Raw genomic sequence first — 13,756 nt, 5'->3', positions numbered from 1 at the left:
CAATGCCTTCAGGGAAGCAGGTGCTTTTTGAAGGTTGTTTTCACCGTTTTTAAACCCGATTTGTTGGTAATATTCTCCATTTTTTTCCGAATCCCATTCGGTTTTCGGAAAAACTTACGCAACGTATAGTCGGTAGCCTCGCGGTTCTCGATCAGAAACCGGGGGTGAATAACCTCGACCAGTGGCTGCAACGGCCGATTGGCGGTCGATTCGGTATCTTCTTTGGTGTGCGTGGCTTCCTGGCCAAAACCGATGTTGGAAATCAGATTCTGGTTGGGGCAGATGCACAGGCCGTAGTTGACCCAGATCGCGTAGCACCACTGATAATCCCAGGTATCGATGTGCCCCGTATACACACCATCGAACGCGTCCTGCCAGTATTCCTGCACCTTCGGATCGGCAAACAGCGTGTTGATCAGGTTGAACTCCCGGAACGTCGGGTAAGTAGCCATTTCGACATCGTATTTCTGCCAGGCCCGGCGCCAGCTGGCCCAGCCCCAGATATGGCACATCTTCGAATAAAAATAGGAGCCGTCGCCGTGCCATTGCCCCCCCTGAAAATTGACCCCGGCAATGTGCATAACGCTCGGGTTGTGCTGGTGGTAGTAGAGGTTTTCGCGGCAAAATGTGAAGAAAGTCGGATCGGGCAGGCAATCGTCCTCCAGAATAATCCCCATTTCGACCTGCTCGAAAAACCAGGTAATGGCGGTGCTGACGCCTTTTTTGCAGCCGAGGTTACAGGATTGAATCAACCGGTGTACCTGACAGGGCCAGTCAATTTCGTCGAGTAACGCCACACACTGCGCGACTTTTTCGGCATCCGTCGGGTGGTTGGGGCGGGGGCCGTCAATGGCAACATAAAGCTCCAAAGGCTGTGCCTGGCGGATTTGGTCAAGCACCTGGCGGGCGTGATCAGGCCGGTTAAATAAAATGAATAAAACCGGAATGTCGGATTGAGTAGACACAGAGATGGCCTAAGTAATTTTTACCATTGCTAATTTTGGCAATCAAGGTACGAAATAAACATATGGCTTTCAAATAGCGTCCGTCAAGGGCTGCTTCTTCAGGGAATCATATACTTTTTGAAAGTCGGAATCCAATAACGAAGGCGTCGGGTAACCGTGAAACCGGTTGAACAGGCGGACTTTTCGCGGATCGGTGAACCAGCGGAACCAGGTGGGGTCAATGTCTTTGGCGGTCATCAGGTGCAGATCCCGCCCGTCGCTGTACAGTTGCAGCCGGAATCGTTGGGCCAGCCGACGCAGCGAGTCCAGGCTATAGAGCGACACGTGCTGGCCGGTTTCCGGAATGAAATACCACCAGGTTTCGGGCGTTACATTCGGGTCGGGCAGGAGTTTGGTCGAAAAGAGAATGCTTTTGCCGGCCTGTAGCATCTGTTCGATTGTTCCGACGGGATCGGGCAGGTGTTCGAATACCTCAAACGCCGTCACCAGCTCGTACGTCTGGTTTTCCGGCTGATCGGTGATGTCGAAGTGTTTCGCAAAGAGGTTTTCGCAGTACTGATCCTGCCGGATGAAAGGAAACCCCCGGTCGCGCATGATCCGGACAAAGAGGCCATAGCCTCCGCCATAGTCCAGAAAAGGGCCTTCGGGCCGGAACCACTTCCGGATGATGGCTTCGACCGTGGGAGCCCAGAGCAAGTTTCGGGAAACCAGGCCGAGATCCAGCGAGGTGATGGCGGATTCGTACGCTTCCGGCAGCCAGTAGGGCGTTTCGGTCTGAATAAAACCGCATTCGCGGCACCGGTAATAGGTCACATCATATTTGAACAATACTTTCACCAGGAAAGACTCGTTCGATGGGGTATCGCAAATATGGCAGGTCATACGTAAATTTCAGGAGCCTGACACTCGGGGAAATAGCCAAAAGTACGACTAATTTTTCAGACCCAGCCGCCTTTTCAGACTTTCCGTTTTAATGGTTACCCAACCCGGTTTTTTAAAATAATGGTTGCTGGAGTATTCGGTCGCCAGCACATTTTCGATGATAAAGGCCGGATGGTTGATTTCGTCTAGCGGTTGCAGCGGCAGGTTGGCGAGGGATTCGCGGTTGTCGCGGGTGTGGGTGGCTTCCCCCCCGAACCCAATGTTGGTGACCAGGTTCCGGTTGGGGCAAATGCACAGGCCGTTATTGATCCAGATCGTGTATACCCACGGATACGCCCAGCTATTGACATGGCCCGCCAGCACGCTATCGAAGGCTTCAATCCAGTACTGCTGGACTTTCGGATCGGTAAACAGGTCGGCAATGCGGTTTTGCTCACGAAAAACCGGGTACGAATTCATCGCTACGTCGTACTTCTCCCAGGCCCGGCGCCAGCTGGCCCAGCCCCAGACGTGGCAGATTTTGGTATAAAAATACGAACCGTCGCCGTGCCACTGACCGCGCTGGAAATTAACCCCGGCAATGTGCATAAGGGTGGCGTTGTGGCGGTGGTAGTGGAGGTTTTCGCGGCAGAACGTAAAGAAACTGGGGTCCGGCAGGCAGTCGTCTTCCAGAATAATCCCCATTTCGACCTGCTGGAAAAACCAGGTGATGGCGGTGCTGACGGCTTTTTTACAGCCCAGATTCTGGTGCTGAACCAGGCGATGCACCGAACAGGGCCAATCAATTTCGTCTAATAAAGCCTGGCATTCAGCCACTCGTTCCGCATCGGTCGGATGGTTGGGACGTGGTCCGTCGATGGAAACAAAGAGTTCCCGGGGTTGTACCTGGCGAATCTGGTGAAGCACCTGACGGGCAAGGTCAGGTCGGTTAAAAAGGACAAACAGAATAGGGACGTCAAACTGCATCAGTACACCAATTTGTTGATTCATTGTGACTTGGAAGTCAGGTAGTCCTGATCGGCAAAATAACCGTTCCAAACGGCATATCCGATAAAAACATAGCCGTGGCTGGTCAGGTACTGGTATATAACGTCATTGCTATACGATTTCATCTGAAAGTTATGCATTTCGATCACAATCAATCTCGGACGGTAGCGCGAAAGATCCAGGGAACGAAGCACGTTGAAATCATGTCCTTCCACGTCAATGGAAAGAAAATCAATGGTTATACCAGGAGACAGGTATTGATCCAAAATGGTTGTCAACGTCACGGTTCGGAGTTTCTTTTCGCCGATCACCTGCGCCGAGTTTGCCAGCCGTCTCTCCTTCATTATTGGGTTAATGGTGCTCAGCTCGTGCAGGGAATATTCCGTAAAAACGACCTCTTCCTCCACGTCCGAAACAGCGGCATACACCGGAATATCCCGTTTTCGGAGCTTTTTATGTTTTTCCACCAGCGCTTCGTTGGCATCAATGGTAATGCCTCGCCAGCCCATCCGGTAAAAAGAAAAGGTGTTGGAAAAATTGACGGGATCGTTGCTGCCCACTTCGACGTAAAAACCGGTCTTGGGTTCGCCCAGTAACACCATCAGAAGCCGGTCTTCGCCCACCTGAGAGTAGCTTAGGCGGACCGCCGGATCGAAAAACCGACGCGCAAACGTCGCAAGACCGTACCGGATCGCCGTGAGAAAAGGATAGCTTTCGAAGAGCGCTTTTAAGTTGGATACCATACTGCGTAAAATTTATTCAGCCTGTTTCAGCAGGCTGCGGAAGAAATTGAACTGAAAAATGTTGCGAATGGCCACCGATTGAATGAAAAAGAGAGGGCGGGCCTTTGGGATGAAAAAGTTGATCAGGTAAGCGGATACCATGTAGGCCAGCAACGTGGCTACGGAGGAGCCAACGGCCCCGTAATCAGGAACAAGTACCAGGTTCAGCGCGATGTTCAACACGGCTCCGGCTACGGTTTTGAGCAGCAGCAGCCGTTGCTGGTTCTGAACAATGAACCAGTAGGTGCTGCCCACGCCGATGAACACGAAAACCGCCGACCAGATGTGAATGACCAGAATCCGATCGACGCCGGTGTACTGCTGGCCGTACAGAAGCTGGATGAGGTAAGGAGCTGCGATGGAAATAAAAAGCCCGATTGCCAGGCTGATGAAGGTCAGCAAACTCAGCAGTTTCTGGAAAGCCCGTAGAAAAGCCTCTTCGTTCTCGGTTTTTAATTTGACCAGGTTCGGATAAAAAGAGGAGGAAATCGCCGTTGCGATGAAATACCAGACTTCCGAAAGCCGCAGCGCGGCCGTGTATTTCCCCAGTTCGAGGTCGTCGGCCAGTTCTTTCAGCAAATACTGGTCGGAGCGCATGTAGAGGAAAATGAAAAAGTCGGAAATCATAATGGGCCAGGCCAGTTGCAGCAGCCGGAGCGCCAGCGTCCGGCTGAAACGCCAGTGCCGAATGTGCTGGCCCTCTTCCCGGTTATAAATCAGAACCAGGATCCCGGCCGACAGGGTAGCTTCCACAAAAACAACGGAGGAAAACGCCAGCAAGCTGTATTGATTGACCAGAAAATACACCCGAAGCGCCGTTGACAAAACGAAGGCGATGGTCTTGGCTGTCACCGACAGCCGGGATTTGACCCGCGACTGAAAATACAGATCGATCACATCGACGCTCTGACACACCAGCGCGGAACTGGTGAACAGAATCATGGCCTGTAAAACCGGCTGGTCGTCGTACAGCACGTGCGCCAGAATGGCAATGCCCAGAAAAGAAACGGTGCCCGCAATGAGCCGGAGGAAAAAAGCCGTTCCCAACAACTGGGGTTCCGTATAGTCCTTGTTGCGAACGAGTTCGGTAATGAGAATACTGGCCAGTCCCAAACCGGCTACCGAAGCCAGCACGGTAGGGAAAACCCCCGCAAAATTGAGCAAACCAAACTGCGAAGGCCCTAAATACCGCGCCGACCAGACACCGACCAGCAGGGCGGTTGCCATGCGGAAGATGCGGTCGAAGAAAACCCATCCGGCATTGGCAAACGCTTTGCGTGTCGTTGTACTTAGCTTTCGGGTGGTGAGTTCAAGCATGAATTCTGGTCATTATTCAGGAGTCGGTGAGGGGGATCGTCCCGGTGAGCTGGGCGTCGACCATCAGCCGTGCGACATCTTCCATCTTGTGTTTGGCTTTCCAGCCGAATTGCCAGTAGGCTTTGGCCGGATTGGCGTTGCCTTCGGCCAGGTCGGTCGGCCGGAAAAACGAGGAGTCGATCTGCACGTGTTCTTCCCAGTTCAGCTTCACCTGTTCGAAAACAATCCGGATAAAATCCTTCAGTTTGCGGGTGTGGCCGGTGGCGATGACGAAATCATCCGGTTTCGGTTGCTGGAGCATCAGCCACATGGCTTCCACGTAATCGGGTGCCCAGCCCCAGTCGCGGGCGATATCGATGTTGCCGAGGGTCAGTTTCTCCGTGCTGCCTTGTGCAATCCGGCAGGCGGCTGCGACGATTTTCCGGGTGACAAACCGCTCGGGCCGCAGGGGCGATTCGTGGTTGAACAAAATACCCGTGCTGGCAAACAGGTGGTACGCTTCGCGGTAATTGGCGACCTGCCAGAAAGCCGCAGCCTTGGCAACGCCGTACGGACTCCGTGGGCGGAACGGCGTGCTCTCGTCGGCGGCCAGATTGCCCGTGTCGCCGAACGATTCGCTCGAACCGGCGTTGTATAACCGGATGGGTAATTCGCTGAACCGGATTGCTTCCAGCAAATTCAGCGTTCCGATGCTGATGCTCTCCAGGGTTTCGACGGGCTGTTCGAACGATAAACCGACCGAACTCTGCCCGGCCAGGTTATACACTTCATCGGGCCGAATCTTTAACAACGTTTGCAGGACGCTGCGAAAATCGTTGATATTAACCGACACCAGCGACACCAGCGACCGAATGTTCAGCCGGTTCAGGTTCTGGAAGGAAGACATCTGGGCGTCGCGTGAGCCACCGTATACCTCGTAGCCTTTCTGAAGCAGCAAATGGGCCAGATAAGCACCATCCTGTCCGGAAACTCCACAAATCAGCGCTTTTTTCATAAGCTAATTCATTCGTTTATGGTTTACGGTACCTCCTGTTCGTCACCAACGACGACCGTAAATCCAGGTTACGCAACCTGTTTTTGTCTCTTACTGTCGGGTTGCCAGTATGGTTTTTACCAGGGTCCAGCCCAACCCGGCGAGGATACCGGCGGCTGTGGCCGCGAAAATCAACATCATTCGCTTCGGACCACTCGCCCGCAACGGAATGCGGGGTGGTTCCAGCATTTTAAAGACCGGCGTTTCGTCCTGCACCTTGATTTTGGCCTGCTCCAGTTGCCGGGATAAATCGTTGTACACATTCTGGGACAGCAAAAACTCGGCCTGAAGCCGCTGCTCCGCAATCCGGGCCAGTCCGCTGTACAGACTCCGGTTGCGGTCGCGGTAGCTTTCCAGTTCGTACTCACTGGCCTGGTAGCGTCGCCGGGCCTGCTCGACCTGTTCGCTGAGAAACCGCTCCTGATTCCGGACTTTCTGCGTCCGGTAACTGGTGATGTAATTGGTCAGGTACTCGAGCGACAGCCGCGCCACGGTGGCGGCCACCACCGGATCGGGCAGGGTGACTTCGATCGTGACGATTCCGGTCCGGCGCTCATACGTGGTCTGGATCCGGTTGATCAGGGCGTTGGCCAGCCCTTCCTGTTCGGGCGTGATCTGCAACGCTTTGCTGTAATTTTTCGGGTCAGGCAGGTTCACCGTCGCCGGTTTTGCCGGATCGGGCGGGTTGCTGTCGGTCTGACCGGTCAGGCGCTGGAGAGCGGTTTCGCGGCCGTGTCGTTGCAGGTACGTCTGCAACGGCATGGTGGTCCGGTACGTTTGGGAATACACCTGTTGTTTCAGGATGTCCAGCGCGAACGGAATGCTTTCGAGCACGTTGGGGTAGAGGTCGGGCCGAATGACATCTCCGGCCGCATTGTCGAGGCTAATCCCGGCCAACCCAGCCAGCGACCCGAGTCCTCCTCCGGCCCCGCCCGCACTGCCCGCCGATACTTCCGGCATAACGGTCACGGCCGCTTTATAGTCGTCCGGTTTCGAAAAAGCGTAATAGAGACCGATTACAGCGCCCAGCATGGCAAATAGCAGTACGGCGTTGCGGCTGCGCTGGAAGAACTTCCAGAGGTCACCCGGCCGGATCTGAATGAGGTCGTCATCCATTTCGGAATCTGCGGAGGTTTTTTGCGGGGTTACTGCCATGGGCGACGTACAAACAATGCGCGGAGGTGCTTAAAATAATCGAACCAGGTTAATAATAACGGTGGTTAGGGTAACGGTCATTGTGCCGATGACGGAAATTAGCCCGATTCGTTCACCCGGTGTCAGCCGACGGTCGTCGGTCAACGGGCCAAACGGCACAATAACCTGCGATCCCGGTTCTACTTTGGGGTATTTTCGGAAAAATAAAAACCGTTTGGTGCGATCTTTCAATCCGTTGGCATACACCACATACGATCGTTTGTAGCGGGCATTGTCCGTGTAGCCGCCAGCCTGCGTCACGTAATCCTTGAATTCGAAGCCGGGCGTGTAGCTGACCGTGGCCGGGTTCAGAACGGCTCCCTGAATGGTGACGGTTTCGGGTCGCTTCGGAATAATCAGCGAATCGCCGACTTCCAGCAGCAGATTACCCGACACGCCCGGGTTCTCCAGGATAGCGCCTAAGTCCGTCGCAATGACGGTTCCCCGGCGGGAAAACCGGGCCCCGGGCAGAAAGGCTTCGGGTTTGAGGCCCCCGACGCGCCGGAGCACATCCGAAATCCGCTCCGACCGCGATTCAATGGCGTAGTGGCCCGGGTGCATGACTTCCCCGAAAACCGCCACATTCTGCTGAAGCTCGTAGCGGGGTGATGTCCGGACGTAGACCACATCGAATGGTTTGAGCAAAAACCGGGCATCGGCCGGTTGCAGGTGCAGTTCGCGATCGATCGAAAACTGGAAAATCCGCACGGTTTCGCGGCCGGTCGTTTTACTCGTGTCTTCCCGAATCCGCCGGGCTACTTCGATGCGGGTGGGGGTAGCGCCTTCCTGAAAACCGCCCGCCCGCGCAATCAGGTCCGCTACGGACAGGTTGGTCACGTACGGAATCGTATCCGGTTTGTTGACCGCGCCCTCGATACTGATGTAATACGGTTCGCGCAGATCCCGAACGGAGTAAATGTGCACACTATCCTGCCGAACCAGCGGAATGTCTTCCGTCTCGTTTCGCATCAGTCGACCTACATCGAACGGAATCGCTTCCAGGTCCGTATTCTCGCGTTCCCGGTACAAAACCGCCCGGTTCAGAAACGCGTCGTTGCGGAGTCCTTCGGCCCGGTTGAGCAGCGAGCGCACGGAAGTGATTTCGTCACCGAGCGCGTAATCGCCCGGGCGCATCACCGCGCCCGATACCTGGACCCGGTTTTCGTACCGGTTCAGGATTTCGCCGATGGTGTACCGGTCGCCCGATTGCGGCACGAACGTGGCTACCTGATCCTGCGTAAGGGTGGAAATACGGAGTTCACGGGGCGTGTTTCGGCGTAAAGTGAGCGAAAACGTATACGCCCGATCGGTGAAACCACCCGCGAAACTCAGGATGTTTTTCAGGGTTTCACCGGTTTTTACCTCGTAAATCGCGGGGCGTTTGACCTGCCCGACCACCTCGACCCGAACGCCGTAATCACTGACCCGGATCACGTCCTGATCCAGCAGCCGGATGTCGTCTTTTTTATCGGCCCGCAGCAAATAGTCGTACAGATCGATGATCCGGATCACACGGTTGTTGCGAATCACCTGAATGTCCCGGAATGAACCGGTTTCGGGATTCGGACCGCCCGCCAGATACAGCGCATTGAACGCCGTCGCCAGCGACGAAATGGTGTAGGTGCCGGGCATCACCACTTCGCCTACCAGCGTCACACGGATGCTGCGGATATTGCCCAGGGTGACGGACGCGTAGGTGCCGCTGCCGGGCCGGTTCAGGCCCTGGAAAGCCTGCCGCAGCCGTCCGACGATGCGTTGCTCAGCTTGTTCGATGGTCAGGCCGCTGACGAAAATGGGGGCCAGATTCAGCATCCGGACCGACCCTTCGGGACTCACGCGCAGCCGGAAGCTCTCCGTCGAATTGCCGTAAATTTCGACCACCAGCTCATCGTCGGGACCGACAACATAGTTCCGGGGCGTCGCGATTCGCAGATCCGGTTCGAAAGTTAAGGTGGTGCCTTTAAACAAAGCGGCTCCGAAAATAGACGGCCGCCGGACGGTATCGCGTCGCAGCAGGCTCAGGCTGTCATTGAATTGGTAAGATCGTTGCGAAAGCGTGCCCTGCTGGGCCCGGTTTATGAGGGTATCGACGGGAAATTGCCCGGGGCGGTTTGCCTGCTGCCGGATTTTAGCCATGCGCTGCCGCATTTTGGCGATGTCGGACAACGTATAGCCCTGCGACATAGCCGCCTGTTCGATTTGCATCTCGGTTAGTCCGCTGGCCTGGGCGCGTTGGTAAAATTGAATGATCTGCTCATCGCTTAACTGATCGGCCCGCGTTGGCTGCTGCGCAAAGCTGGCGGTAACGGTAAGGAGCAACACCAGAAAGGGCAGCAGAGAGCGTTGCCGGAACAGCAAAAACGAAGACTCACAGTGGATCAACAGATGAAATGGTGTTCGGCTACAGTTCATGCAGAGAGAATAATCTGGCTCACAAAGGTACGAATTGATTGTTTTTCTGTGACTTTTTATAGTCAATGGCTTAAAAGTGGCTTTTTATTCGAAAAAACCGCTATTTCGCCCAAAAGTTTGCCGTTAATTAACTGACAAAATAGAACTTAACCAAGATGGCGCTTATAAAGTCCGTACGCGGCATTTCCCCGCAGATGGGGCAGGAATGCTGGTTTGCTGATAACGCAACGGTGGTCGGGGAGGTGATGATGGGAAACCACTGCACCGTCTGGTTCAATGCCGTGGTGCGGGGTGATGTCAATTCGATAACCATGGGCGATTTCTGCAATGTGCAGGACGGTGCCGTGATCCATTGTACGTACCAGAAATTCAAAACCACCATTGGCAGTTACGTGTCCATTGCGCACAACGCCATTGTTCACGGCTGCACGATTGAAGACAAAGTGCTGATCGGGATGGGAGCCATTGTGATGGACGGTGCGGTGATCGGAACTGGTTCGATTATTGCCGCCGGAGCCATCGTTACGCAAAATACCGTGGTCCCACCGGGCACCATCTATGCCGGAAATCCGGCCCGGTTTCTGAAAAACGTAACGCCCGAGCTGGGCGAAGTATTCATGCGGACGGCCAACAACTACGTTCTGTACGCCAGCTGGTACCAGTAACCGATTGCCAGAACCGTATCGGCGGGGATGACGTCAACGATCGTTGACGTCATTCGGTAAGGACTTTTTCTCCGGATAGATGGCCCTGGTCTGACTGCAATTTCCGGGAAATCCTCCTTAACTTATTGTACGGAATGTTTTTGTTTGTATTTTTGTTTGAAATTAGTCTAAATATATACGACTAATTCACCACTCTTCAGCCGCTTTCCCCCATAAGTGACTTGATGTGTGATGTCAGAAGCAATCACATCATTACTATTATGCTGAATTCAACGTCATTGACAACCGAAGCCCGCACAAGGCTCGAAGAATACCTGCTGAAAAAAGGCCTGCGCCGGTCGTCGGAGCGGTTTGCCATTCTGGAAGAAGTTTATTCGCGCGACGATCATTTTGATGCGGAAGACTTATACCAGGCGATGCATCATCGGGCGTTTGCCGTCAGCCGGGCCACCGTTTATAATACGCTGGACGTATTGGTCGATTGCGGGTTGGTCCGTAAAAACCAGTTCGGGGACGAGGATAACACGAAAAGCCGGTTTGAGAAAGCTCTGGGCCGCCAGCAGCACGCTCACTTGATTTGTGTCAATTGCCACCGGGTAATTGAGTTCTGTGACCCCCGTTTGCAACTGATCAAAACGACGGTCGGCGATACCTTGCAGTTTCAGGTTGAATCGCATTCGCTCGTTTTTTACGGCGAATGTGCCGATGAAGCGTGTGTGGCGCGGACGAAGGCCGCAGCAAATCTTCAGTAACGAACCCGGTTAGTCGTCGATTTCCTCCGTCTCTTTTTGCTTCTCTTTTTTCATGTCGTTCCGGGCGTTGATGTAGCCCCGAATAACCGTAAAAGTTGTGACAGCCAGGAAGAAAATGATAATATAATGGACGTAATCGACGATCCACGGGAATTTTTCTCCGAAGTAATAACCGCCCCCCACCAGCGACACGACCCAAATTGCGCCACCGACGACGTTATAGAGCATAAAGTACTGAAAGTTCATCCGGATCAAACCGGACAGCAGGGGGGCAAACGTGCGGACAACCGGTAAAAACCGGGCCACAATCAGCGTCCGGCTGCCGTACTTCAGAAAGTACTCGCGGGTGGTTTCGATGTATTTCTGTTTGAAAAAGAGCGAATCCGGGCGGTTTTGCAGTCGGTCGCCAAAATACCGACCCGTTAAATATCCGGTCAGTGAACCCACCACGGCAGCCCCAAATATACAGCCGATGAGCAACAGGATCGGAACGTCCAGAATCCGGGTGCCGGCAAAAACGCCCGACAGAAACAGCAGGTAGTCGCCCGGCAGGAAAAAACCGAAGAAAATCCCGTTCTCGACAAAAATAATCAGGGTAATCAATACCAAACCGCCTGTCCGAATGATTTCCTCGGAATTGAGTAAGTATTGGAAAAAGTCGGCGATTTGGTTCATGGTGTACGAAAGAGTGAAGAGCGAAAGAGTGAAAGAGCGAAAAGCTCTGCCTAATGGCTATATCCTGCGGAGCTTTTCGCTCTTTCACTCTTTCGCTCTTTCACAATTAAATATAGTCCGCCAGCTCCAGCCAGCGGTCGGATTTTTCGGAAATCTGCTGGTCGATCTGTTCAATTTCGCGGGCCCACGCCGTAAGATCTTCGTGGTTGCCGTCTCCACTGTTCAACTGATCCAATAAACGGCTTTTCCGTTGTTCAAGTTCCTCAATTTCTTTTTCCAGGGCTTCATATTCCCGCTGTTCCTTGAAGGAAAGCTTCCGTTTGGTTTCGGTACCCGAAACGGGTTTGCTTTCCGGTACAGAAGCAGGGGATATTGCCTTCGGTTTTTCCGCCGGTTTGCGGTCGGCGGGCTGACTGGCCTTGCGCTCCCGGTAGTCGGTATAATTGCCCGGAAAATCGGCCACTTTGCCGTTTCCTTCGAAAACGAACGTATGATCGACCAGCCGGTCCATGAAATAACGGTCGTGCGACACCAGCAGTATACAACCCGGAAAATTCAGCAGAAATTCTTCCAGTACGTTCAGGGTCGTAATGTCCAGGTCGTTCGTGGGTTCATCCAGAATCAGGAAGTTTGGATTCTGCACCAGTACGAGCAGCAACTGCAACCGCCGTTTTTCGCCCCCCGAAAGTTTGTGCACATAATCGTACTGCTTGGCCCGGTCGAACAGAAAATGCTGCAAAAACTGCGAAATAGTAACGGTTTCACCCGTTCCCAGTTTGATGACTTCGGCCACTTCCTGCACCACGTCGATCACCCGCTGGTTGTCCGGAATAACCAGATCCGACTGGGTGTAGTACCCGATCTTGACGGTTCCGCCCGTGACAACTTTTCCCGAATCGGGCCGTAATTCGCCGGTAATCATGTTCAGCAGCGTGGTTTTGCCCATGCCGTTTTTGCCGATCACGCCGATGCGGTCGTTCCGCCGGAAGGTGTACGTGAAATGGTCGAGCAGCACGTTGTCGCCAAACCGTTTGCTCACATTTTCGAGTTCGATAATCTTGCTGCCCAGCCGCTGCGTCCGGATGTTCAGCTCCAGTTGGTCGTTGTTCAGTCGCTGGTGGGCTTTATCCTTCACTTCTTCGAAGGCATCGACGCGGTATTGGGCCTTGGTGCCCCGTGCTTTGGGTTGCCGGCGCATCCAGTCCAGCTCACGCCGGAAGAGGTTTTTGGCTTTATCGACTTCGGCGGCAAAAACCGCCTGCCGCTCGGCTTTCTTCTCCAGAAAATACGCGTAATTGCCTTTGTAACTGAACAGGGTCTGCTGATCGAGTTCGACAATCTGGTTGCAAACCCGGTCCAGAAAATACCGGTCGTGGGAAACGAGCAGGAGCGTGCTGTTGTTGGTCGACAGGTAATTCTCCAGCCACTCGATGGTTTCCAGGTCGAGGTGGTTGGTCGGTTCGTCCATGATCAGCAAATCCGGGTTTTCGATCAGCACCTGCGCCATGGCCACCCGCTTCCGCTGTCCGCCCGAGAGCGTCGAAACCGGCTGCGCCACGTCGTGAATGCCCAATTGCCCCAGAATCTGCTTCATCTGCGTTTCATAATCCCAGGCCTGCAAGGTATCCATTTGCTGCATGGCGCGGTCGAGGGCATCCGGGTTGTCGGAGAGCAGGGCTTTTTCGTACTGCCGGATGGCCGTCAGCGCCGGGTTGTCGCCCGTCAGCACGACTTCGATGACCGACAGGCTGTTATCCAGTTCCGGCTGCTGGTCCAGAAAACCGACGGAGATGTCTTTGCGGATGCTGACGATGCCTTCGTCGGGGGGCATTTGGCCGGACAGAATCGACAAAAGGGTGGATTTGCCGGTCCCGTTGGCACCGACGATGGCTACTTTATCCCCCCGGCTCATGCCGAACGTCACGTTCCGGAACAGCCACTTGTCACCGAAGGATTTAGCGAGATTTTCTGCTGATAAATAATTCATTGTACCGCAAAGATACACATCCCAAACCGGATCGCCGAGGCCTTCCGGCCCCGTTCGTCACGAAAACATTCCGGTCCGGCCCCGGCATCGGACCCCATTGCCTAG

At 54.2% G+C, this 13,756-nt stretch carries 12 protein-coding genes; 2 read left to right on the top strand and 10 right to left on the bottom strand.

Annotated features, from left to right (window positions below; genetic code table 11):
- Positions 1-8 precede the first annotated feature (8 nt).
- From ACFPMF_RS27015 to ACFPMF_RS26980, 8 genes are all read right to left on the bottom strand, one after another.
- Complete coding sequence (locus ACFPMF_RS27015; protein ID WP_379851098.1) at positions 9-965, bottom strand: glycosyltransferase family 2 protein; 957 nt, start codon at positions 963-965, stop codon at positions 9-11.
- Positions 966-1,034: 69 nt separating this feature from the next.
- Complete coding sequence (locus ACFPMF_RS27010; RefSeq protein WP_379851096.1) at positions 1,035-1,847, bottom strand: class I SAM-dependent methyltransferase; 813 nt, start codon at positions 1,845-1,847, stop codon at positions 1,035-1,037.
- A gap of 48 nt (positions 1,848-1,895) precedes the next feature.
- Entirely contained in the window at positions 1,896-2,837 is a 942-nt protein-coding gene (locus ACFPMF_RS27005; RefSeq protein ID WP_379851094.1) for a nucleotide-diphospho-sugar transferase, read from the bottom strand.
- Positions 2,834-3,577 carry an FkbM family methyltransferase gene (locus ACFPMF_RS27000; protein WP_379851092.1) on the bottom strand — a complete coding sequence of 248 codons (744 nt, stop codon included), beginning with the start codon at positions 3,575-3,577 and terminating at the stop codon, positions 2,834-2,836. Before ACFPMF_RS27000 ends, ACFPMF_RS27005 begins: the two co-directional genes overlap by 4 nt.
- Positions 3,578-3,589: 12 nt before the next feature.
- Entirely contained in the window at positions 3,590-4,933 is a 1,344-nt protein-coding gene (locus tag ACFPMF_RS26995; RefSeq protein ID WP_379851090.1) for a flippase, read from the bottom strand.
- A gap of 16 nt (positions 4,934-4,949) precedes the next feature.
- A complete protein-coding gene (locus ACFPMF_RS26990) occupies positions 4,950-5,927 on the bottom strand; it encodes a GDP-mannose 4,6-dehydratase (protein ID WP_379851088.1) in 978 nt (325 codons plus the stop codon).
- Positions 5,928-6,017: 90 nt separating this feature from the next.
- Entirely contained in the window at positions 6,018-7,082 is a 1,065-nt protein-coding gene (locus ACFPMF_RS26985; protein WP_379851086.1) for a lipopolysaccharide biosynthesis protein, read from the bottom strand.
- Between the two features lie 69 nt (positions 7,083-7,151).
- Positions 7,152-9,572 carry an SLBB domain-containing protein gene (locus ACFPMF_RS26980; RefSeq protein WP_379851084.1) on the bottom strand — a complete coding sequence of 807 codons (2,421 nt, stop codon included), beginning with the start codon at positions 9,570-9,572 and terminating at the stop codon, positions 7,152-7,154.
- Between the two features lie 155 nt (positions 9,573-9,727).
- Between ACFPMF_RS26980 and ACFPMF_RS26975 the strand changes: the two genes are divergently transcribed.
- Together ACFPMF_RS26975 and ACFPMF_RS26970 are read left to right on the top strand one after the other, a co-directional pair.
- Complete coding sequence (locus tag ACFPMF_RS26975; protein ID WP_379851082.1) at positions 9,728-10,237, top strand: gamma carbonic anhydrase family protein; 510 nt, start codon at positions 9,728-9,730, stop codon at positions 10,235-10,237.
- A gap of 260 nt (positions 10,238-10,497) precedes the next feature.
- The gene (locus ACFPMF_RS26970) at positions 10,498-10,989 is read left to right on the top strand and encodes a Fur family transcriptional regulator (RefSeq protein ID WP_379851080.1); all 492 of its coding nucleotides are present in this window, start codon (positions 10,498-10,500) and stop codon (positions 10,987-10,989) included.
- Between the two features lie 9 nt (positions 10,990-10,998).
- Here the strand turns inward: ACFPMF_RS26970 and ACFPMF_RS26965 are convergent, their stop codons facing one another.
- Positions 10,999-11,664, bottom strand: a complete 666-nt coding sequence (locus ACFPMF_RS26965; RefSeq protein WP_379851078.1) for a DedA family protein — start codon at positions 11,662-11,664, stop codon at positions 10,999-11,001.
- A 106-nt stretch (positions 11,665-11,770) separates the two neighbouring features.
- A complete protein-coding gene (locus tag ACFPMF_RS26960) occupies positions 11,771-13,651 on the bottom strand; it encodes an ABC-F family ATP-binding cassette domain-containing protein (RefSeq protein WP_379851076.1) in 1,881 nt (626 codons plus the stop codon).
- Between the last annotated feature and the right edge of the window lie 105 nt (positions 13,652-13,756).

The sequence above is a fragment of the Larkinella bovis genome, assembly GCF_042655385.1.
GTDB classification, from domain to species: Bacteria; Bacteroidota; Bacteroidia; order Cytophagales; family Spirosomataceae; genus Larkinella; species Larkinella bovis.
This window is presented reverse-complemented; position numbering and strand designations above follow the sequence as displayed.